Below are 20,993 nucleotides of genomic sequence, written 5' to 3'. Positions count from 1 at the left end.
GGTCACCCTGGTGCTGCATCAGCAGATCGTGCATCTTCCAGTACTCGTCCTGCGGCGCCGGGGGCAGGAGGGCCGGCTCGATGCCCGCCGCCGCCAGGCCGGAGGGGGCGGTCTCGGCGAGCGGCACGCCGTAGCGGGCCAGACGCAGCGGCATCAGCGACTCCACCGGGGCCTTGCGGCGCCAGGCGCGGCCGAAGCGGGAGCGCAGGCGGGCCTGGTAGACGAGACGTTCCTGCTCCAGTTTGATGACCTGCTCGTAGGAGCGCAGTTCCCACAGCTTCATTCGGCGCCACAGGAGGAAGGTGGGGACCGGCGAGAGCATCCAGCGGGTGAGGCGGACGCCCTCCATGTGCTTGTCGGCGGTGATGTCCGCGATCCGGCCGATCGCGTGCCGGGCCGCCTCGACGGAGACCACGAACAGGACCGGGATGACGGCGTGCATGCCGACGCCCAGCGGGTCCGGCCAGGCCGCCGCGCCGTTGAAGGCGATCGTCGCGACCGTCAGCAGCCACGCCGTCTGGCGCAGCAGCGGGAAGGGGATGCGGATCCAGGTCAGCAGGAGGTCCAGGGCGAGCAGGACGCAGATGCCCGCGTCGATGCCGATCGGGAAGACGTACGCGAAGTTCCCGAAGCCCTTCTTGAGGGCCAGCTCGCGTACGGCCGCGTACGAACCGGCGAAGCCGATACCCGCGATGACGAGCGCACCGGCGACGACCACACCGATGAGAATCCGGTGCATTCGTGTGAGCTGGATTGGCGCGGCCACCTGTACTCCCCTCTCCTTGCGTGTTGTTGCGCGCAACAGGGTGGCACATGTGTACGGCGCACGGGCGGCCGGTATGGCAGGAGCCCGGCCCGCGAGGCGACCGGGCTCCGTCAAATGCCCTGCTGGGCAGGCGATTTGCGGGCCGAAGCCCGTTGAATCTCAGTACTTCTCGAATGTCAGTTCTTCTTGGTGGCCGACGCCGAGGGCTTGGAGCCGGCCGACGCCGACGGGGAAGCCGACTTTGACGGGCTCGCCGACTTGGAGGGGGAGGCCGGCTGCGACGGGGCGGTGGTCGCCCGGCTGCCGTCCTGGTTCGCGGAGGCCACCGCGGCCACCACCTCCTTGGCGGCCTTCTCCGCGGCCTTCGTCAGGTCGTCCGCGCTGGGGGCCTTGTCGCCGGCGAGACCGGCGCCGTTGTAGTCGAGTGTGATGACGACGTTCTCGACGCGCGTCACGACCGTCTGCTGCTTGAAGGAGCCTTCCTTCTTCTTCAGGCCGTAGCGCACCGCCGTCGACGCGTCGCCGATCCCGGAGACCGGCTCCGACCGGGCGCCCGTCGCACCGGTCACCGTCTGCGCGTCCTTGACCTGCTTGTCGTAGTAGGTCTGCGCGAGCTGGTTGCCCTCGCCGCGGGTTGCGTCCGAGTCGAAACGCAGCAGGGACACGTTCAGCCAGCGGAACTGGGAACCCTTGACGCCCTTGTTGTCGAGGCTGTTCCAGGAGCAGCTGCTGCGGTCCTTCGCGTCGTCCGACTTGCCCGACTTGGCAGACTTCACGCCCTTCGGTACGAGTTCGCCCAGTGTGTTCTTCGAGAACACCGAGCAAGGGGCCGGCAGCGTCGCGTACGCGGCCGGCTTGACGGCGTCCGCGGAGGTGCTCGGGGACGCGGAAGAGGTCGCGGCGGTGCCCTTCTGGGCGGCGTTGTCGGCGCTCGAACCCGATCCCGAGCCGGAGCCGGAGTCCGAGGAACAACCGGCGGCGGCGAGCACCACCGGGACGGCGGCTGCGCTGACAAGGATGCGGGTGAGTCGCGGGGCTCGGCCTACTCGCTGTGCTGGTCGGTGCATGGTTCCTTCACTCGTGGCGCTCGTGGTGCGACCGCACATGGCAGGTGCGACCGGTCGGGTCCGAGGGGCCACGGTACGCGGTGAGGCAGCGATGCGTTTCCTGTTCGAGGGGTTCGCGTGGGGTACCCCCGCGCCCCGGCGGACCCGTCAGCCGTTGAACCGGTCGACGAGCTTCTGCGCCAGATTCCGGGCCTTGTCCTGCATTTCCTTGCTGTCCGGGGTGCCGGTGGAAGCGGTCGGCTGCTCGGCGTACTCGATCCTCACGATCACGTTGGACGTGCGGAACACCACAGTCACGGTGCGCTGCTGGGCCGTCGAAGACGCGGAGTTGAGCTTGTCGTCGAGGAACGCCTCGTCGCCCAGGCCGCTGAGCTTGCGGGGCTGGAGGTCGGCGGGGGTCTCGCTCGCGCCGGCGGAGGTCGAGGCGGAGGCGGAGGAGGTGCCCGAGGAGGCGGGCGTGGAGGGGGTCGGCGAGGGGGTGGCGGTGGCGGAACCGGTGTCGGACGGCGTGGCCGAAGCGGAGGGCTCGGGGAGGTTCGCCGCGGTCTCCTCGGTCGCGTAGATGTCCTGGGCGCGGGAGTCGTCGCTCACCGCGTTGTCGTAGGAGACCACGCGCTCGAAGTCGACGCTGAGATGGTCGGTGGCGTCCGTGGAGTCCACCTTCCAGCCGCAGCCGACGCGGCGGTCGGTGTCGTAGGTGAGGGTGGCCTGGCCCTCGTACGCCTTGTCACGCTGGTTCTGGTCGGTGATCTGCTTGATGCCGGGCAGCAGGGAGTCGAGGCTGTCGTGGCTCACCGCGGCGCAGGCCTCCGGGAGCGTGCGGTACTTGCCCGGCTGGGCGGCCGGGGTGTTCGCGCTGACGTCGCCCGGCTTGGGGTCGGCCGCCGTGCCGTTGTTCGCCGAACCTCCGGTGCAGCCGGCCAGCAGGGCCGCGAGGAGCGCGGCGATGCCGGGGACGTACGCCTTCCGCTGCACGGTCGGGCTCCTCTCGACGGCTCCCGGGGCCTGTGGCCGGGAGCACTGTGGTGCTGTCCTGTGGTTATTCGGTTGCCGCGCGGGGGCGGCCCCTGCAGACAATGTGTATCGCACGCACAGCCGTGGACGCCGGTCCGTTGTCCCATACGTCGACCTTGGCGCAGGTTTTGCGTTCTATGACTTTTGTCGTTTTTCGGGGGAATGAGGATGTTATGTCGTACGTAGAGATACCGGGCGCCAAGGTGCCCATCCGCATGTGGACGGACCCGGCGTCGGTCGAGGACGTGGCTCTGCGCCAGCTCCAGAACGTGGCCACGCTCCCGTGGATCAAGGGGCTCGCCGTCATGCCGGACGTCCACTACGGCAAGGGTGCGACGGTCGGGTCGGTCATCGCCATGCGCGACGCGGTGTGTCCGGCGGCGGTGGGGGTCGATATCGGCTGCGGGATGTCCGCCGTCAAGACGTCGCTCACCGCCAATGATCTGCCGGGGGATCTTTCGCGGCTTCGGTCGAAGATCGAGGAGGCGATTCCGGTGGGGCGGGGGATGCATGACTCCCCGATGGAGCCGGGGAGCTTTCATGGGCTTGCGACTGCCGGGTGGGACGACTTCTGGGGGAGGTTCGATGGTATTGCGGAGGCGGTGAAGTTCCGTGAGGAGCGGGCGACCAAGCAGATGGGCACGCTCGGATCGGGAAATCACATGATCGAATTGTGTACCGATTCGGACGGGTCTGTGTGGCTCATGCTTCATTCCGGGTCGCGCAACATCGGCAAGGAACTGGCCGAGTACCACATCGGCGTCGCCCAGAAGCTCCCGCACAACCAGGGACTGGTCGACCGTGACCTCGCGGTCTTCGTGGCGGACACTCCGCAGATGGCGGCGTACCAGAACGACCTTTACTGGGCGCAGGAGTACGCGAAGTACAACCGAACGATCATGATGGCGCTCCTCAGGGACGTGGTCCGCAAGGAGTTCAGGAAGGCGAGAGTGACCTTCGAGCCGGAGGTCAGCTGCCATCACAACTACGTTAGCCGCGAGCGCTACGAGGGCATGGACCTGCTTGTCACGCGCAAGGGGGCCATCAGTGCCCGAGCCGGTGAGTTCGGCATCATTCCGGGCTCGATGGGGACCAGCTCGTACATCGTGAAGGGACTCGGCAACGAGAAGGCTTTCAACTCGGCGTCGCACGGCGCGGGTCGGCGCATGAGCCGCAACGCGGCCAAGCGTCGCTTCACGACAAAGGATCTGGAAGAGCAGACGCGGGGTGTGGAGTGCCGTAAGGATTCGGGCATCGTGGACGAGATCCCCGGGGCGTACAAGAACATCGAGCAGGTGATGGAGCAGCAGCGTGACCTTGTCGAGGTCGTGGCCAAGCTCAAGCAGTTTGTCTGCGTGAAGGGCTGATGCGGGCGCGCGACGGGGCCGGAGCCGATTCCGTTCCGGCCCCGTCGCGCAAGCGGTCAGTGATCGCTGCTGGGCAAGGGCACTTGGCCAGTGCGCATACGCCAGAGGCGGATGGAGCAGCTCTTCTCGGTTCGGCCGAGTTCGTGGCTGCCGCGGCGTGATTGTTCAGCCTCAGCAGGGCTCGATCCTCCGGCTCCGTCCAGCGGCGGCGGTCAGGCGCTACGCGCATGTCGGACGGACGTGCCCAGACGGCGAGCGAGTCGGCGGCGGTCTGCTTCCGCTGCAGGGACAGGCAGCCCGGATAGCGGAAATGCGCCCCCAGGGCTTGGGCTGCCTCCGTCCAGTAGAGGATGTCGTAGATGCCGTCGCGGGCATTGCGCTTGATGAGGCGCTCGACTCCCGTGATCTTCCTTGCGCAGAAGCACAGGTAGGCGCCGATGGCGGTGCCGGCTGTGGTCAGGGAGGTGAAGGGGAGCTCCTTACTCGTGTATCCCACTGAGCCATCTGCGTCGATGACACCGCGAAGGTAGTCACGGCGGGAGAACGGCACGCGTGGTGGCGTGATCGTTTTCGACTTGCGGCCGTAAGGCAGGCCGAGTTGATTGAGCTTCGTCCTGGCTTCGAGTGCGCACAGGGACCATGTTGCCGAGTGGTGGCTCTCGGCGAAGTTCGTGGACCGTGTGCGTTCGGTGATGCTTGTCTTGTACGGCGTCAGCTGCTGGAACGCGTGCAGGATCCCGCTGTCTCGGATGCTGATCTCGACAGGTAACTTGCCTTTCTGCCCGACACCTTGTTGTAGATGCCCGTCGGCTTGCAAGAAGCCGAACATGTAGGCGTACTCGGGGACTTCTAGGTCCATGAACCCCGTCGTGTCGACCCCTAAGGCGTCGTCCAGCGTAATTTGGTGCGTGTTGGGCTCGCAGTCAGCCACAAGGAAGCCTCACTTCCGTGCTGGTCAGGCCCTCGGCCGGGACGGCTATCCCGGCCGGGGGCCGCCGTGTTTGATGTTGTGGCGCGAGCCTGGATCGGGAGTTCTGGTGTCGGATGGGTGATCTATGTGGTTCACCCTTGTGAGTTAGCGGAGACGCTTTTCCAGCAGGGTCACCGCGTACGGGCTGCCCAAGCCGCCGTCCTTGGCCCTCTGTTCGCCTACGATCGTGTAGCCGGCCGCTAGGTAGTACTCCCGCAGGCGGGGGTTGGTGGAGAGGCAGTCCAGGCGGCAGAGGGTGCGGCCGGAGGCGGCGATGCGGCGTTCTGCTTCTGCCAGGAGGTGGCGGCCGGTGCCGGGCGGGGCCACCCGGCGGTCGGTCATCAGGCGGTGGATGTAGCCGGCGGTGGGGGGTTGGGGGCCCCAGGCCGCCGGGTCGTCCCACCAGAGTTCCCAGGCTCCCGCCACCCGGTCGTTCAGGAGGGACAGCCAGACTTCGCCCTCCGTCAGGCGGGTGCGGAAGTGGGGTTCGGTGAGTTGGCCGGGCTTCCACTGGTCGATGCCCTGGGTGATCTGCCAGTGGGCCGCTTCGTCCCGGAGGCGGACCAGGGTGGGGATGTCCGTCTCGGTCGCCCGGCGGAAGGTGAGGGGGGAGGGGGGTTCGAGGAGGTGTGTGCGGAGGGCCGAGGCGAAGGTGGGAGGCAGGCCCAGGGGCTCGGTGACGTAGGCCTCGGCCGACCCGTAGCGGGACTTCAGGTCCGACAGAAATCCGGTCATGACCTCGGCGGGCGCCGTGCCGTAGGCCGGCCACGTCAGTTCGCGGTCGGGGTTGTCGGTGCGCCAGTCCGCCACCAGGAGGGGCGTGGCACGTTCCGTGAGGGTGAAGTCGTCGGTGATCGTCTGCTCGGGGACGCCCAGGAGGGACAGGACCAGGGCCGCCACCAGGCCCGTGCGGTCCTTGCCCGAGGCGCAGTGGAAGACCAGGGGGGTGTCCGATTCGGCCGCTGCCCCGATCAGTTGCAGTGTCTCGCGGATCTCCTTCGTGCCGTCCTCTGCGACCTCCGCGTAGCGGGCCGCCAGGTAGGGGCCGGGGGCGACGGAAGGGGGCAGTGCCGCCTGGTCGTACGGGCGGTGCTCGATGCTCTGGTTGTGGTACGCGAGGGAGGGGTGCTCGGGGACGCGGCCCTTCGCGTCGATCTCCCACGGGTAGCGGAGGTCCACGACCGTGCGGATGCCGAGGGAGAGGAAGAGATCCCAGTCCTGCGTCCCGGGGGTCAGTTTGCCGAGCGAGTCCGCGCGGTACAGGCGGGACCGCCGGACCGTGCGGCCGTCCGCGGTGGTGTATCCGCCCAGGTCGCGGAAGTTGTGCAGACGGGCGAAGGGTATGTGTGTGTTCACGTCGTGTCTGTCCACAGCGCGGCAGCGTACGGCGGACGTACGGCTGCCGCGATCACTTCGCGTGGGTCACCGCGTAGATCATGACGAAGGCCACGATGTGGATGCCGAAGAGGAAGTACGCGAGGTACCACCAGACGTAGCGCTGGTTCTTCTTCTCCGCGGCCAGGTGGCGGCGCTCCACGGAGGATGCGACCGGCGCTTCGCCCGATGTCTCGCCCGAGGCCTCGTCCTGCGTCCCGTCCGGCATCACAGTTCCCGGTGGACCTTGGTGTTCGACGCCTGGGCGCGGGGGCGTACGACGAGGAGGTCGATGTTGACGTGGCTGGGGCGGGTGACGGCCCAGGTGATGGTGTCGGCGACGTCGTCGGCGGTCAGCGGCTCGGCCACGCCCGCGTAGACCTTGGCCGCCTTCTCCGTGTCGCCGCCGAAGCGGGTCAGCGCGAACTCGTCCGTCTTGACCATGCCGGGCGCGACCTCGATGACCCGGACCGGCGTTCCGACGATCTCCAGGCGGAGGGTCTCGGCGAGGACGTGTTCGGCGTGCTTGGCGGCGACATAGCCCGCGCCGCCCTCGTACGTGCCGTGCCCCGCCGTCGACGACAGCACGACGACCGTGCCGTCGCCGCTCGCGGTGAGCGCCGGGAGCAGGGCCTGGGTGATGTTCAGGGTGCCGATGACGTTCGTCTCGTACATCTGGCGCCACTCGGCCGGGTCGCCGGTCGCGACCGGGTCGGCGCCCAGCGCGCCGCCCGCGTTGTTGACCAGGACGCCGATCGTCTTGAAGGCGCCGGCGAACTCGTCGACCGCCGCGCGGTCCGTGACGTCCAGCGCGTACGCGGTCGCCTGGTGGCCCGTCGCGTTGATCTCCTCGGCCAGTGCCTCGATGCGGTCCTTGCGGCGGGCGGTCAGTACGACGCGGTAGCCGGCCGCGGCGAGCTGCCGGGCCGTCGCCGCGCCGATGCCGCTGCTCGCGCCGGTGACGACGGCGATGCGGGAGGAGGCGGAGGGCACGGCGGACGTCATGGGCTGCTCCTGGTACGTGGCTATCTGGTGTACGTGGTGTGGTCGGTCCTCGTCAGGATAGGCAGGCGGTCGGCGCCCGCGGGGCCGTGGGCTCAGTTGCCGCCGCGCGGCGCGTACATGATCACGGCCATTCCGGCGAGGCAGACGAGGGCGCCGGTCACGTCCCAGCGGTCGGGGCGGTAGCCGTCCGCGACCATGCCCCAGGCGATGGAGCCGGCAACGAAGATCCCGCCGTACGCGGCGAGGATGCGGCCGAACTCGGCGTCCGGCTGGAGTGTCGCCACGAAGCCGTAGACGCCGAGCGCCATGACGCCGGCGCCGACCCAGAGCCAGCCGCGGTGCTCGCGCACGCCCTGCCAGACCAGCCAGGCGCCGCCGATCTCGAAGAGCGCGGCGACGACGAAGAGGGCGACGGAGCGGACGATCAGCATGCCGTCACTCTCGCACGGGCCGCATCCGCCGCTTCCGTCACCTGATGGACGGCGCCTGCCGACGGTCAGGGGTGGCATACATCGGGTGATCACGTGAGCGTGAGTGTGTGCGGGCCCCGAGCGAAGGAAGCGACGTCATGCGGATGATGGAGATGCGGGTGCGATGGGGGACGGGGATCGGTGCGTGGGTGCGGGGCGTGGGTGTGGTGGGTGTGGGGGCGGCCCTGACGCTGGGTGGGGCGTCGTCCGTCGGCGCCCTCGCTCCCGAGGCCGATCTCGCCTATCACGGCTCGGTGACCATGGCGGCGGGGCTCGTCGAAGTGCGGCTGACCCCGCAGAACCACGGCCCGAGCGCCGTCGAGGACGCGACGGTCCGGCTGCGCTGGTCGGCCCCGCTCGCGGATGTGCAGAGGCTGCCGGGCGACTGCGCGCGTTCGGGCGAGCGGGAGGTGGTGTGCCGTACGGGGCCGCTGGCGGCGGACTGGCCGGGGGACCCGATCCGGCTGATGGTACGGCTGCGGGGGGAGCCGTCGGAGGTGACGCTGGAGACCGACACGGTGTGGGGCGGCGGTGCGGTCGACCGCGATCACGGCAACGACCAGCAGCGGGTGCTGGCGCTGGACACCGGGGATTCGTACGTGTTCTAGGCCCTGTCGTCAAATTCCCGTCCGCCCCGCGACGCCATGCACGCACTCTCACCGCACCAGGCACAGACCCGAGTACGTCCAGTACGAGGGCCTGTGCCTGGCACGCCGAGAGCACGCACCTGACGCCGCAGGGCCCGCCCTCCGGGCGGACGACGGGAATTTGACGACAGGACCTAGGACCTGTCCGCCGAAACAGGCCCTGGGGCTACGACGTCGGCAGCTGCTTGCCGTAGTCCACGGTCTCGTCCTTGGCGGGTTCCGCGAGGGCGAAGTTCTTGCCCCAGTCGGTGAGGCTGAGCGTGCCCGCGTCGCCCGCGCGGACCAGGAGCAGCGGGTACGGGGTTCCCTTCAGGGAGACGTCCAGGGTGCCTCCCGCGCCCTTGTCGCCGGTGATGCGGATGGTGCGGACGCCGGACTGCTCGTGGTGGCCGTCCGTGGCGAGGGAGCCGTGCAGGGTCAGCAGACCGTCGAGCAGGACGTCCTTGTCCGTGAAGCTGATGAAGCGCTTGTAGGCCGGGTCGCCGCTCGGGACCTTCACGAACTTGCCGTCGAGCTTGTCGGCGGCCGCGGTGTCCGCGGACGTGGCACCGCTCTTGCCGTTCTGGTGGTTCCAGAACTCGGCGTCGGCCTTGAGGAAGAGGTGCCGGCCGACCCGGAGCAGATGAAAGCTCGCCCCCTCCGATGTGACGGAACCGGTGCCGCCGTCGGACTTCAGCCGCATGTCGAGCTTGTACGTACGCCCGTTCGACACCACGGTCCCGGCGAGTCGCACCGCCTCGGCGGACGTGGCGGCCTTGCGCGTCTTCGACTCGATCTCGGTGGCGGACAGCTTCCCCACCCCGTTCGTGCCCGCGTCCGGATCCTCACCACCGCATCCCGTCAGCCCCGTCCCCGTCACGACCAGTGCGCACATCGCGCCCACCAGTGCGGCCCTGCGGGTACGGCCCTGGGAAATCGCAGTCACAGGTAGGGCTGCCTTTCATACGGGTGTCCATGCGGGTGTCCATGCGCGTCTGGATGCGCGTGTCCGTGCGGGTGCCCATGCCGGGGTGGCCGTGCCGGGTGTCCCCAACGGCGTACGGCAGCGTACCCGTGCCGCACGTGCCCGGCGGAGCCAGTCCGTCCGGACCGCTCACCAGGGCGTATCCGACCGGGACGGGCTAGCCTGAAGCCCACCTGAGCGGACAGGCCGGGACCAAACGCCCGTACGGAGAACCGGCAAGCGTCCGGAGCGACACGCGACGAGCAACACGGAAAGAAAGAGCGACAAAGAGCAACACGGAAAGAAGGAGGCGCGGGCATGGCCGCAGGCGCCCCCCGGATCTTCGTCTCGCACCTCGCCGGTGTCGCCGTGTTCGACCCCAACGGCGACCAGGTGGGCCGCGTGCGGGACCTGGTCGCCATGCTCCGCGTCGGACGCCGCCCGCCCCGGCTGCTGGGGCTGGTCGTGGAACTCTCCACCCGGCGACGCATCTTCCTGCCGATGACCCGCGTCATCGGCATCGAGTCCGGCGAGGTCATCACCACCGGTGTCCTGAACGTGCGCCGCTTCGAGCAGCGGCCCACCGAGCGGCTCGTCTTCGGCGAACTGCTCGACCGCCGGGTACAGCTCGTCGAGACCGGCGAGGAGGTGACCGTCCTCGACGTGTCCGTCCAGCAGCGGCCGGCCCGCCGGGAGTGGGAGATCGGCCGCGTCTTCGTGCGAAAGGGCCGCAGCGGGACCTTCCGGCGCACCAAGGGCGAGACGATGACCGTCGACTGGTCCGCCGTCACCGGGTTCTCGCTGGAGGAGCACGGACAGGGCGCCGAGAGCCTCCTCGCCACCTTCGAGCAGCTGCGCGCGGCCGACCTGGCCAACGTCCTGCACCACCTGTCGCCGAAGCGGCGCGGGGAGGTGGCCGCCGCCCTGGACGACGACCGCCTCGCCGACGTCCTGGAGGAGCTTCCCGAGGACGACCAGATCGAGATCCTGGGCAAGCTCAAGGAGGAGCGCGCCGCCGACGTCCTGGAGGCGATGGACCCCGACGACGCGGCCGACCTGCTCGCCGAACTCCCCGAGGACGACGTGGAGCGGCTGCTGACGCTGATGCGGCCCGACGACGCGGCCGACGTACGACGGCTGATGTCGTACGAGGAGCGGACCGCCGGCGGTCTGATGACGACCGAGCCCATCGTGCTGCGGCCCGACGCCACGGTCGCCGACGCGCTCGCCCGGGTCCGCAACCCCGACCTGTCCCCGGCGCTCGCCGCGCAGGTGTACGTGTGCCGCCCGCCGGACGAGACACCGACCGGCAAGTACCTGGGCACGGTGCACTTCCAGCGGCTGCTGCGCGACCCGCCGTACACGCTGGTCAGCTCGATCCTCGACGGCGATCTGCAGGCGCTCGCACCGGACGCGGCGCTGCCCGTCGTCGCCGGGTTCTTCGCCACGTACGACATGGTCGCGGCGCCCGTCGTCGACGAGAGCGGCTCACTGCTCGGCGCGGTGACCGTGGACGACGTACTGGACCACATGCTGCCGGAGGACTGGCGCGAGACCGAGTTCCACCTGCGCGAGGACGAATCGCAGGACGAGCGTCTGGACGAACCTCAGGACCGGCTCCGGGGCGACCGGGGAGACGACGGGGAAGGCGTGGACGAAGGGGGGCGCGATGGGGCCTGACCGCGAGACCCGCGAACGGGCCGCCACCGGGGCGACCGCCACCACCCGGCTCCGCACCCGCCTCGACCAGCCGCTGCCGCCGCGCCGCCGGCTGGTGCCCGAGTGGGACCCGGAGGCCTTCGGGCGGCTCTCGGAGCGGATCGCGCGCTTCCTCGGCACCGGACGGTTCATCGTCTGGATGACGGTCGTCATCATCGTGTGGCTGGTGTGGAACGTCGCGGCACCGCGCCATCTGCGCTTCGACCCGTACCCGTTCATCTTCCTGACCCTGATGCTCTCGCTCCAGGCCTCCTACGCCGCCCCGCTGATCCTCCTCGCGCAGAACCGCCAGGACGACCGCGACCGGGTCAACCTCGAACAGGACCGCAAGCAGAACGAGCGCTCGATCGCGGACACCGAGTACCTCACCCGCGAGATCGCGGCCCTGCGCATGGGCCTCGGCGAGGTCGCCACCCGCGACTGGATCCGCTCCGAATTCCAGGACCTGATCAGGGAGCTGGAGGAACACCGCTCCGAGGGCCGGGTCGTATTCCCGGCAGAACGGCCGTCGCGACGTGACGTAGACGACCGCTGACGGGGCTTTCCGGGCCCCGGGCCCGGCGCCGTACCATCGTCCTATGGCTACGGAAGACGCGGTGCGCGAAGCACTGGCGACGGTGAACGACCCCGAGATCCAGCGACCCATCACCGAGCTGGGGATGGTCAAATCGGTGGAGATCGGTGCGGATGGCGCGGTCGCGGTCACCGTGTATCTGACCGTCTCCGGCTGTCCGATGCGCGAGACCATCACGAAGAACGTGACGGAGGCGGTCTCGGCGGTCGAGGGCGTCACCCGCGTCGACGTGACCCTGGACGTGATGAGCGACGAGCAGCGCAAGGAGCTGGCGACCGCGCTGCGCGGCGGCCAGACCGAGCGCGAGGTGCCCTTCGCCAAGCCCGGCTCACTCACGCGCGTGTACGCGGTCGCCTCGGGCAAGGGCGGTGTCGGCAAGTCCTCGGTGACCGTGAACCTCGCGGCGGCGATGGCGGCCGACGGCCTCAAGGTCGGCGTGGTCGACGCGGACATCTACGGCCACTCGGTGCCCCGCATGCTCGGTGCGCACGGCCGTCCGACCCAGGTCGAGAACATGATCATGCCGCCGTCCGCGAACGGCGTGAAGGTCATCTCCATCGGCATGTTCACCCCGGGCAACGCACCGGTCGTCTGGCGCGGCCCGATGCTCCACCGCGCCCTCCAGCAGTTCCTGGCGGACGTCTTCTGGGGCGACCTGGACGTCCTGCTCCTCGACCTCCCGCCGGGCACGGGCGACATCGCGATCTCGGTGGCCCAGCTGGTCCCGAACGCGGAGATCCTGGTCGTCACCACCCCGCAGCAGGCGGCGGCCGAGGTCGCCGAGCGCGCGGGTTCCATCGCCGTCCAGACCCACCAGAAGATCGTGGGCGTGGTCGAGAACATGTCGGGCCTGCCGTGCCCGCACTGCGGCGAGATGGTCGACGTCTTCGGCACGGGCGGCGGCCAGACGGTCGCCGACGGCCTGACCCGCACCACCGGCGCGAGCGTTCCCGTCCTCGGCTCCATCCCGATCGACGTCCGCCTCCGCGAGGGCGGCGACGAGGGCAAGCCGGTCGTCCTGACCGACCCGGAATCCCCCGCGGGCTCCGCCCTGCGCTCCATCGCGGGCAAGCTCGGCGGCCGCCAGCGCGGCCTGTCCGGCATGTCCCTGGGCATCACCCCGAGGAACAAGTTCTAGCCCAGTTCTAGCCCAGTTCTAGCCCGTTCCCCAGCAGCACGTAGCCAGGGGCGCTCCGTCGAGGAGCGCCCCAATGGGGCGCGGGGCTGTGACATGTGCGGCTGCGCCGCGTGGGCGCTACCAGCCACAGACGACCCGCAGCCGCCGAACGGGCCGAAGTCCCACCTCGGCCCGCGTTCCCGTCCCCCTCCCGGAGGGCACCGTCACGCGTACCCCGCGATGTCCTTGATCATGGCGAAGCCCAGCCCGTACGCGCTCATCCCCCGGCCGTATGCCCCCACATGGACCCCCATCTGGGTGGAACCCGCGAGGACCCAGCCGAACTCCAACTCGCGGTAGTGGAACGGCGTGGGGACGCCGTCCACGGGGAGGGAGAGCGAGGACCAGTCGGGCCCTTCGAGGTCGTCCGCGAGGACCCACGCCGTCTCGGTCTGCTGGTCCAGCCAGTCGTCCCGCCTGGTGTGGTCCATCTGGCCGGGCCAGGTGAAGGACAGCAGCCCCACACCGGCCAGCCAGGCCGCCGAGGACACCGACGTGGCCTCAAGGAGCCCCGAACCGTCCGCGCTGCGACGCGAGGGGCTGGCCGCGACGGTCACCACGACCGCGAACCGCTCCTTGTCCTCCGTGGACTCGCTGCGCACCGAGGGCTCTTCCCCGTGCCCGATCGAACCGTGCTCGACGGCACCGTCCGCCGATGTACCGACCTGCATCAGCCAGCGCGGCCCCGTGAAGGCCTCGTCGAGGCCGTACCACGGAAAGGGTGCCAGCAGGTACCCTTCGGCCGTGCGGCGGGCGGAGGGGAGCTGCTGTCCGCCTTCCGCGGCCGGCGTCTGCGCGCCTACCCGACTTGTCGTCTCCATCTGCCCGGACGCCTCCTTGCTCTCGTCGGACCGGGCGGCCCGCCCCCCTCGGGCGTCCTCAGCAGTCCGCACAACAACTGGGCAGCATAGCCACACCACTCCGAGCAGCAGGGAAAGCACCCGGCGCGTAGGGCGTGCACGCGCCGTTTTCAGGCCGTGTCACACGCCTGCGGGCACAACTCAGGTGGCGTCCGCGTCAAAGGGCGGGCGCTCGTCCGGGTCGCTCTTCTCGGGCTTCTTGGTCATGTCGATCGAACCGCCGGAGGAACCGGAGGACGAGGACGGGGAAGACGAAGAGGAGGAGTCCGTGTCGCGGCTGTGGACCGCGTCCGTGACCTCGGCCATCTCCTTCTTCAGGTCGAAGCCGTTGCGGATCTCCTTGAGCCCCAGCTCGTCGTTGTCCAGCTGCTTGCGGATGAACGTCTTGGGGTTGAGGTCCTCGAACTCGAAGTCCTTGAACTCCGGGCCGAGTTCCTCGCGGATGTCCGCCTTGGCGCTCTCCGAGAACTCACGGATCTTACGGATGGTGCGGGTGACGTCCTGGATCATCTTCGGGAGCTTTTCCGGACCGAAGACGAGCACGGCAAGGACAACGAGCGTCACCAGCTCGAGCGGTCCTATGTCATTGAACACCTGAAGCTCCTTGCGATGTCCTCAGTCCTCGGCCCTCGGGATTCTTCCGTGGTCCGGGCCGGGTCCACGGTACCCGTCGATCCCGTCCGTCCGGAACTGTCCCGGGCCTTCCGGGTTCGTGTACACGACGAGTTTCCCCGGATGTTCGCCGCTCAGCACGGGCCTGGGGCCCCTCCTGTGAAGTTCATGTCAGTTGCTGTCGAAAGAGGTCAGCCGCCGTTCGCGGAGCCGAGGACCAGGGTGATCGTCCGCTGCGAGCCGCCTCGCTGGAGGGTCAGCCGGAGCCGGTCGCCGGGACGGTGGGCGCGGGTCTTCACGATCAGCTCCTCGCCCGAGTGGACGCGCTGTCCGTCGACCTCGGTGATGACGTCGCCGGCCTTGATGCCCGCCTTGGCCCCGGGGCCGCCCGCGGTGACCGGCGCGCCGCCGCCCTTCGTCCCGACCCGGGCGCCGTCGCCCGTGTAGTCCATGTCGAGCATGACCCCGATCACGGGGTGGGTCGCCCGGCCGGTGTTGATCAGCTCCTCGGCGACGCGCCTGGCCTGGTTGACGGGGATGGCGAAGCCGAGCCCGATGGAACCGGCCTGACCGCCCTGGAGGTCGGTGCCGCTGTCGGCGGAGCGGATGGCGCTGTTGATGCCGATGACGCGGGCCCGCGTGTCGAGGAGGGGGCCGCCGGAGTTACCAGGGTTGATGGGCGCGTCGGTCTGCAGGGCGTCGACGTACGAGACGTCGCTCCCGTCGCCCTTCTCACCGCCCGCCGTGATGGGCCGCTCCTTGGCGCTGATGATCCCGGAGGTGACGGTGTTGGCGAGGTCGAAGGGCGCGCCGATGGCGACGACGGGGTCGCCCACCTGGACGCTGTCGGAGTTGCCCAGCGCCATGGGCCGGAGCCCACGGACTCCCGAAACCTTGACCACGGCGAGGTCGTAGCCGCTGTCGTGCCCGACGACGGTGGCCTTGGCACTCTCGCCGCCGCTGAACGTCACGGTTATCTCGCCGCCGCTGCCGGCCGGCTCGACCACGTGGTTGTTGGTGAGGATGTGACCCCGGGTGTCGAGCACGAACCCGGTGCCGGTGTCCTCCTCGCTGGAGCCGCGCACATGCAGGGTGACCACGCTGGGCAGCGCGCGGGCCGCTATCCCGGCCACGCTGTCCGGGGCCCGCCCGGGCGCCTCCTTGGCGGCCTGCGGCAGTGTGACGTCACCGACCCCGCCGTTGCGCTCCAGATAGGCCCCCACGGCGCCCCCGGCGCCTCCGGAGACGACGGCGAGCGCGACGGCCCCGAGGACCAACGCCTTCCTCGCCCGCTTACGCCGCTGGGTCTTCGTCTCGACAGCCGCCCCGTTCTGCTGGAGCGGTCCCGGGGCGGCCCAGGGGTCGTAGTTCTGCCACGGGGTGGGGGCCGGGTGGGGGTTGCTCGGGTACGGGACGGAGGGCGGGCCCGGGGGCACGGCGGTGCCGTGCGCGGGGGTGACCGCCGGGTGCTGGACGGGCGGGGCGGGCGCCCAGGGGCCCGGCTCGCCGTACGGCGGGGTGCTGTAGGGGTCGGGGTCGTGAAGGGGCCGGGGGCGGTCGACGGGGGCCTGCTGCGCCGGTACGGCGGCGACCGGGGCCTGGTCGGCGGGCGCCGCGCCGGACGGTCCACCGGCCTCGTCGGCACCGGGCCCGCCGCCCTGCTGAGCCAGAGCAGGGCGTTCCAGCTCGAAGTCGCCGTCGCTGTCGCTCCCGGCGCCGGCCCCCGAGGGTGCGTCGCCCGACAAGACCGTGCTCGACGGGGCGGCGCCCGACAGAGCCGTGCCCGATGAGGCGGCGCCCACCGACGGCCGGTCCAGCTCGTAGTCCCCGTCGGACCTGTAGTCGCCCTCAGGCCTGTGGTCCCCGTCGGACCTGTGGTCCGTCTCTGCCCCGGAGACGCCCTCGACCGGACCCACCGCGCCGACCCCCGGAGGGACCGGGCGGGGCCGACTCCACCACTTCGCCTTCGTGGGCTTCCCCTCGTTCATGCTCTCCCCACACCTGGCCCGCGGCACAACACGCCGACGGTCACCGCAGATTGCCGACTCCGCGCCCGGGAATCCCTCCGGCGGACGCGGCCCAGCCTGGATTCAACCAGGTTCCGGGGCCGGGGCGCAGAGGGCCGGTCAGTGGGCGGTACGGAAGGAGGGGCTCGGGGAGGAAGAGGGGGACGGGGTGGTGGCGGGGGCGGCGAGCAGGCGCGGAGGCGTGAGGCCGGGCGGCGTCGACCAGGAGGTCTGCTCGATCGGCTGGGCCTCGGTGAGCGGATGTATGAGCGGGGACATCACGGCGGCACCGGCCACGACGGGGGTGGTCAGCGTGTGCATGGCGTCGTCCGCCCGGGTCACCGGAGCGGGGACTCCGGGGAGCAGAGGTGCGGACACCGAGGTGGGCACCGCGGGCGCCACGCCGAGCGAACGCTCGCCCTGGGCGGTCAGCGGCCCGTCGGAGCGGCGACGCTGTGTCTCGGGGGCCGTCGCGGGCCCCGAGCCCGGCGTACGCGCCGGCGTCACATTGCTGCCGCCGGAGGCGCCGCGCGCGTCCGTGGTGTCGGCCGGCACTCCGGTCGACACCCCGCCGAGCGCGACCGCGGCCAGCGACACCGCGCCGGCGGCGGCGAAGGCGAAGCGCAGCCCGCGCGAGGCCGATCGGTCGGTCTCGTGACGGCTGACGTCATGGATGCGGAAACCGCGCCCGGAGTCGGGCGGCAGCACGTCGCCGTGCGGCGCGGCGGGCACGTACCCGAAGGGCTCTCCGCGCACTCCGAAGACGCCGGTCACGGGGGCGCCGGAGGGGAGTCTTCCGCCGAATCCGCCCCCGCCGAACGGTGAGCCATCACCGCCGTCGAAGTCACCTCCCCCCGGAAGTCCCTGGAGACGGGCCAGGAAGCTCTCGGAGGGGGGCGGAGGGGCAACTTCCGCGAAGACGTTCTTCAGTCGGCGCTGGGCGTCCGCCTCGGCCTTGCACTTCGCGCAGGTGACGAGGTGGGCCAGGACGCGATCGCGCGACTCATGACCGAGCTCTCCGTCCACCAGGGCGGAGAGTCGGTCCCCAAGATGCTGGTCGGCGACACGCCGCTCCGTAGGGTTGGGCCGGGATCCACTCACGCGGTCGCGCCCCCTCCTCCCAGCGCGGGAACTCCCGTGATCGCGAAGCCGCGGCGCTCGGCACGGGCCTCGGGAGACCGGTGTGCGAGGGCCTTGCGCAGCTGCGAACGGCCACGGTGGATCCGGCTGCGGACCGTACCGAGCTTGACGCCCAGGGTCGCGGCGATCTCCTCGTACGAAAGTCCCTCGATGTCACAGAGGACGACCGCGGCACGGAACTCGGGCGCGAGGGTGTCCAGCGCCTGCTGGACGTCCGCGTCGAAGTGCGCGTCGTTGAAGACCTGCTGCGGGGAGGGCTCGCGGCTGGGCAGGCGCTCGGCCGCGTCGTCACCGAGGGCGTCGAAGCGGATGCGCTGCTTGCGGCGCACCATGTCGAGGAAGAGGTTCGTGGTGATGCGGTGCAGCCAGCCCTCGAAGGTGCCGGGCGTGTAGGTCGACAGGGAGCGGAAGACGCGGACGAAGACTTCCTGTGTGAGGTCCTCGGCGTCGTGCTGGTTGCCCGTCAGGCGGTAGGCGAGCCGGTAGACCCGGCCGCTGTGCGTGCTGACGATCTCCTCCCAGGTGGGCGGAGTCCACGCCTGCGACTCCGCGTCGGTGGTGAACGTCGCGGTCTGCGCCGGGGCAGCAGCATGGAACTTGTCAGCGATGTCGGTCACGGATTTCGGCTCACCCGCCGATCTGAGAAGGCGCCGCAGCACCCCGCCCCGATCCACAGGCGCAGCCGCACCTCCCCTGTCGGCTCTGGTGGTGTCCAGTGGAGCCCCTACCATAGCCACCTCGCCCGTTAGCTCCGGATAAGCGGTTTTACGAGAATTTGATACGTGCTCATATGGCTGCGTCAGCATGTGATCGCCACCCCGCTCCACACCCCGCTCCGCGCGCTGTTCCATCGACTTCCCCCCGCTCTGTTTCCGCACCCCTCTAAACGCCTGGTCCCATCTGCGGGTTCCCGGCACCAACGGATACAGTCACGCCCAGGCAACCACGGGGACAGGGAGAGGGTCATTACCGGCAACCGGCAGACGAGCTGGGCGTTCGCCGACGCCTTTGTCGCCGAGGACGAAGCGCTGCGCTGGGCCCGCGACCGGGCCCACGAGGCAGGGCTGCGCCCGGTGTCGCCCGGCACGGGCGCCGCGCTGCGGTTGCTCGCCGCCACCGTGGACGCGAAAGCGGTGGCGGAGATCGGCACCGGGACCGGCGTCTCCGGAATTCATCTGCTGCACGGCATGCGGCCGGACGGGGTACTGACCACCGTCGATCCGGAACCGGACCGCCAGCAGTTCGCCCGCCAGGCCTTCCGCGCGGCCGGCTTCGCCAGCAACCGCGCCCGCTTCATCCCCGGCCGCGCGCTGGACGTCCTGCCCCGGCTCGCGGACGCCGGCTACGACCTCGTCTTCTGCGACGGCGACCGTCTGGAGTGCCTGGACTACCTCGCTGAATCGTTGCGTCTGCTGCGTCCGGGCGGGCTGGTCGTCTTCGAGGGTGTCTTCGCGGACGGCCGCACGGTCGAATCGGGCCCGCAGCCCGCCGAGGTCGGCCGGCTGCGCGAACTGCTGCGGGCGGTGCGCGAGAGCCAGGACCTGGTGCCCTCGCTGCTGCCGGTGGGCGACGGGTTGCTGTGCGGGGTCAAGCGCTGACCGCACGCTCGGCCTCGTGCCCGCAACAAATGTCTGACCTGCGTCGATACTCAGGGATGCACCGCTGCCGTACCTCAGGAAAACCACTGCCCCGGCACCGAATACGGTGCCGGGGCAGTCGAAAAGGTATGGTCGCGTTCCGCGTCAGCCGACGACCTTCTTGAGGGCGTCGCCGAGCGCGTCGGCCTCGTCAGGGGTCAGCTCGACGACGAGCCGACCGCCGCCTTCGAGCGGAACGCGCATGACGATGCCCCGCCCCTCCTTGGTCACCTCGAGCGGGCCATCGCCCGTCCGCGGCTTCATGGCCGCCATGCTCGTTCCCCTTCCTGAAACCAGCTCATCGTCGCCGACGGCCCCTTGAAGGGCACGCACGTCCCCTCATAGGACACACGTCACCGGCATCGAACACATTGCTTCCAGGCCATTATCCCGCATCTCAGGACCCGATGACCAACATCAGTCGGCATCGCTTGCGCAACGCGCTTGAGCAAAACCACTCAATTCGGCGATGTGACTGCGATACTGCGCCGCTGCATCGACTTCCACGGCTCAGAATTCTTTGACGCAGGTCACATGTCCTGTCCACGCCCCGGACCGTGATCTCCGCCATGCTGTCCTGCATGCTGTCCTCGCACCCAGGACGTACCGACCAGTACGTCGGAGCCGCGACACCGGAGGGATCCCACCATGGCCGACACCGTGCTCTACGAGGTGAGCGACGGACTCGCGACGATCACGCTGAACCGCCCCGAGGCGATGAACGCGATGAACACCGAGACCAAGGTCGCCCTCCGGGACGCGGCCCGGTCCGCCGCGGCGGACGGCGGCGTACGGGCGATCCTGCTCACCGCCGCAGGTGACCGGGCGTTCTGCGTCGGGCAGGACCTCAAGGAGCACATCGGGCTGCTGGCCGCCGACAAGGAGTCGGGGTCGCAGCACACGATGAGCACCGTGCGCGAGCACTACAACCCGATCGTGCGCGCCCTGACCGGGGCCGCGAAGCCCGTGGTGGCCGCGGTGAACGGCGTCGCCGCGGGAGCCGGCTTCGGCTTCGCCCTCTGCGCGGACTACCGGATCGTCGCCGACACCGCCGCCTTCAACACGTCCTTCGCCGGAGTCGCGCTGACCGCCGACTCGGGCATGTCATGGACCCTGCCGCGGGTGATCGGACCGGGCCGCGCCGCCGATCTGCTGTTCTTCCCGCGCAGCATCACCGCACAGGAGGCCTTCGAGCTGGGGATCGCCAACCGGCTCGTCCCGGCGTCCGAGCTGCGCGTCGAGGCGGAGAAGGTGGCGCGGGCGCTGGCGGCGGGGCCGACGGTCGCGTACGCCGCGCTGAAGGAGGCCGTGGCGTACGGGCTCACTCATTCTCTGGACGAGACGCTGGAGAAGGAGGACGAGCTGCAGGCGCGGGCCGGGGCGTCCGAGGACCATGTGATCGCGGTGCAGGCGTTCGTCAACAAGGAGAAGCCGAAGTACTTGGGGCGGTAACAAGTACTTGGGGCGGTAACGCTTCGCTGGATTCGGCGGTCGGAGGTCGGTACGGGAACTGCGGGCCGTCTGTGGCTGGTCGCGCAGTTCCCCGCGCCCCTAGGCCCTGTCGTCAAATTCCCGTCTGCCCCGCGACGCCATGCACGCACTCTCACCGCACCAGGCACAGACCCGAGTACGTCCAGTACGAGGG

The 20,993-nt window shown here is 70.0% G+C and carries 22 protein-coding genes; 7 read left to right on the top strand and 15 right to left on the bottom strand.

Annotated elements, in window-relative coordinates:
* From ABZ656_RS45435 to ABZ656_RS45425, 3 genes are all read right to left on the bottom strand, one after another.
* Positions 1 to 766 (bottom strand): DUF2637 domain-containing protein (locus ABZ656_RS45435; RefSeq protein WP_360276755.1); only part of this gene is annotated, 766 nt, incomplete at its 3' end.
* Between the two features lie 176 nt (positions 767 to 942).
* On the bottom strand, positions 943 to 1,833 hold the full coding sequence (locus ABZ656_RS45430) for a DUF3558 domain-containing protein (RefSeq protein ID WP_360276752.1): 891 nt from the start codon (positions 1,831 to 1,833) through the stop codon (positions 943 to 945).
* A gap of 147 nt (positions 1,834 to 1,980) precedes the next feature.
* The gene (locus tag ABZ656_RS45425; RefSeq protein ID WP_360276750.1) at positions 1,981 to 2,808 is read right to left on the bottom strand and encodes a DUF3558 domain-containing protein; all 828 of its coding nucleotides are present in this window, start codon (positions 2,806 to 2,808) and stop codon (positions 1,981 to 1,983) included.
* A 212-nt stretch (positions 2,809 to 3,020) separates the two neighbouring features.
* Here ABZ656_RS45425 and ABZ656_RS45420 point away from each other — a divergent pair, with 212 nt between their 5' ends.
* Positions 3,021 to 4,214, top strand: a complete 1,194-nt coding sequence (locus ABZ656_RS45420) for an RtcB family protein (protein WP_360276747.1) — start codon at positions 3,021 to 3,023, stop codon at positions 4,212 to 4,214.
* Here the strand turns inward: ABZ656_RS45420 and ABZ656_RS45415 are convergent.
* From ABZ656_RS45415 to ABZ656_RS45395, 5 genes are all read right to left on the bottom strand, one after another.
* Entirely contained in the window at positions 4,186 to 5,145 is a 960-nt protein-coding gene (locus tag ABZ656_RS45415; protein WP_360276744.1) for a hypothetical protein, read from the bottom strand. The two genes, ABZ656_RS45420 and ABZ656_RS45415, sit on opposite strands and share 29 nt — an antisense overlap.
* Positions 5,146 to 5,289: 144 nt before the next feature.
* A complete protein-coding gene (locus ABZ656_RS45410) occupies positions 5,290 to 6,540 on the bottom strand; it encodes a GNAT family N-acetyltransferase (RefSeq protein WP_360276741.1) in 1,251 nt (416 codons plus the stop codon).
* Between the two features lie 52 nt (positions 6,541 to 6,592).
* Positions 6,593 to 6,787 (bottom strand): hypothetical protein, encoded by a 195-nt coding sequence (locus ABZ656_RS45405; RefSeq protein WP_101399962.1) that lies wholly within the window; start codon positions 6,785 to 6,787, stop codon positions 6,593 to 6,595.
* Positions 6,787 to 7,563, bottom strand: a complete 777-nt coding sequence (locus ABZ656_RS45400) for an SDR family NAD(P)-dependent oxidoreductase (RefSeq protein WP_095853240.1) — start codon at positions 7,561 to 7,563, stop codon at positions 6,787 to 6,789. The genes ABZ656_RS45405 and ABZ656_RS45400 overlap by 1 nt, the downstream gene beginning before the upstream one ends.
* A 92-nt stretch (positions 7,564 to 7,655) precedes the next feature.
* The gene (locus ABZ656_RS45395) at positions 7,656 to 7,994 is read right to left on the bottom strand and encodes a YnfA family protein (protein ID WP_101399963.1); all 339 of its coding nucleotides are present in this window, start codon (positions 7,992 to 7,994) and stop codon (positions 7,656 to 7,658) included.
* 137 nt (positions 7,995 to 8,131) lie between these two features.
* On the opposite strand from ABZ656_RS45395, the gene ABZ656_RS45390 reads away from it, so the two are divergent.
* Complete coding sequence (locus tag ABZ656_RS45390; RefSeq protein WP_360276736.1) at positions 8,132 to 8,641, top strand: hypothetical protein; 510 nt, start codon at positions 8,132 to 8,134, stop codon at positions 8,639 to 8,641.
* A gap of 205 nt (positions 8,642 to 8,846) precedes the next feature.
* Here the strand turns inward: ABZ656_RS45390 and ABZ656_RS45385 are convergent, their stop codons facing one another.
* The gene (locus tag ABZ656_RS45385; protein ID WP_180362360.1) at positions 8,847 to 9,554 is read right to left on the bottom strand and encodes a hypothetical protein; all 708 of its coding nucleotides are present in this window, start codon (positions 9,552 to 9,554) and stop codon (positions 8,847 to 8,849) included.
* A 387-nt stretch (positions 9,555 to 9,941) separates the two neighbouring features.
* On the opposite strand from ABZ656_RS45385, the gene ABZ656_RS45380 reads away from it, so the two are divergent.
* The 3 genes from ABZ656_RS45380 to ABZ656_RS45370 are packed head-to-tail and all read left to right on the top strand — an operon-like array spanning position 9,942 to position 13,054.
* Positions 9,942 to 11,303: a CBS domain-containing protein gene (locus ABZ656_RS45380; protein ID WP_101400512.1), complete on the top strand. Its 1,362-nt coding sequence runs from the start codon at positions 9,942 to 9,944 to the stop codon at positions 11,301 to 11,303.
* Positions 11,293 to 11,877, top strand: a complete 585-nt coding sequence (locus ABZ656_RS45375) for a DUF1003 domain-containing protein (protein WP_101400511.1) — start codon at positions 11,293 to 11,295, stop codon at positions 11,875 to 11,877. The genes ABZ656_RS45380 and ABZ656_RS45375 overlap by 11 nt, the downstream gene beginning before the upstream one ends.
* Positions 11,878 to 11,920: 43 nt before the next feature.
* Positions 11,921 to 13,054, top strand: coding sequence for an Mrp/NBP35 family ATP-binding protein (locus tag ABZ656_RS45370; RefSeq protein WP_101400510.1), 1,134 nt, complete (start codon positions 11,921 to 11,923; stop codon positions 13,052 to 13,054).
* Positions 13,055 to 13,257: 203 nt separating this feature from the next.
* Here ABZ656_RS45370 and ABZ656_RS45365 read toward each other — a convergent pair whose 3' ends face one another.
* The 5 genes from ABZ656_RS45365 to sigE all read right to left on the bottom strand — a co-directional run bounded on the left by ABZ656_RS45365 (position 13,258) and on the right by sigE (position 18,370).
* Positions 13,258 to 13,914, bottom strand: coding sequence for a hypothetical protein (locus tag ABZ656_RS45365; protein WP_180362052.1), 657 nt, complete (start codon positions 13,912 to 13,914; stop codon positions 13,258 to 13,260).
* 180 nt (positions 13,915 to 14,094) lie between these two features.
* On the bottom strand, positions 14,095 to 14,547 hold the full coding sequence (locus ABZ656_RS45360; protein ID WP_360276731.1) for a sec-independent translocase: 453 nt from the start codon (positions 14,545 to 14,547) through the stop codon (positions 14,095 to 14,097).
* Positions 14,548 to 14,756: 209 nt separating this feature from the next.
* Positions 14,757 to 16,553 carry a trypsin-like peptidase domain-containing protein gene (locus ABZ656_RS45355; protein WP_101400507.1) on the bottom strand — a complete coding sequence of 599 codons (1,797 nt, stop codon included), beginning with the start codon at positions 16,551 to 16,553 and terminating at the stop codon, positions 14,757 to 14,759.
* Positions 16,554 to 16,691: 138 nt separating this feature from the next.
* Complete coding sequence (locus ABZ656_RS45350) at positions 16,692 to 17,672, bottom strand: anti-sigma factor (protein WP_101400506.1); 981 nt, start codon at positions 17,670 to 17,672, stop codon at positions 16,692 to 16,694.
* Positions 17,669 to 18,370, bottom strand: coding sequence for an RNA polymerase sigma factor SigE (gene sigE, locus ABZ656_RS45345; RefSeq protein ID WP_054228218.1), 702 nt, complete (start codon positions 18,368 to 18,370; stop codon positions 17,669 to 17,671). Before sigE ends, ABZ656_RS45350 begins: the two co-directional genes overlap by 4 nt.
* A gap of 264 nt (positions 18,371 to 18,634) precedes the next feature.
* On the opposite strand from sigE, the gene ABZ656_RS45340 reads away from it, so the two are divergent.
* Positions 18,635 to 19,309, top strand: a complete 675-nt coding sequence (locus tag ABZ656_RS45340) for an O-methyltransferase (protein WP_306459639.1) — start codon at positions 18,635 to 18,637, stop codon at positions 19,307 to 19,309.
* Positions 19,310 to 19,453: 144 nt separating this feature from the next.
* Here ABZ656_RS45340 and ABZ656_RS45335 read toward each other — a convergent pair whose 3' ends face one another.
* The gene (locus ABZ656_RS45335) at positions 19,454 to 19,621 is read right to left on the bottom strand and encodes a DUF3117 domain-containing protein (protein ID WP_003966491.1); all 168 of its coding nucleotides are present in this window, start codon (positions 19,619 to 19,621) and stop codon (positions 19,454 to 19,456) included.
* A 375-nt stretch (positions 19,622 to 19,996) separates the two neighbouring features.
* Here ABZ656_RS45335 and ABZ656_RS45330 point away from each other — a divergent pair, with 375 nt between their 5' ends.
* The gene (locus ABZ656_RS45330; RefSeq protein WP_360276727.1) at positions 19,997 to 20,800 is read left to right on the top strand and encodes an enoyl-CoA hydratase-related protein; all 804 of its coding nucleotides are present in this window, start codon (positions 19,997 to 19,999) and stop codon (positions 20,798 to 20,800) included.
* The last annotated feature ends 193 nt before the right edge of the window (positions 20,801 to 20,993 follow it).

The organism is Streptomyces sp. NPDC007095 (assembly GCF_040634475.1).
In the GTDB taxonomy this organism is placed as follows: domain Bacteria; phylum Actinomycetota; class Actinomycetes; order Streptomycetales; family Streptomycetaceae; genus Streptomyces.
This window is presented reverse-complemented; position numbering and strand designations above follow the sequence as displayed.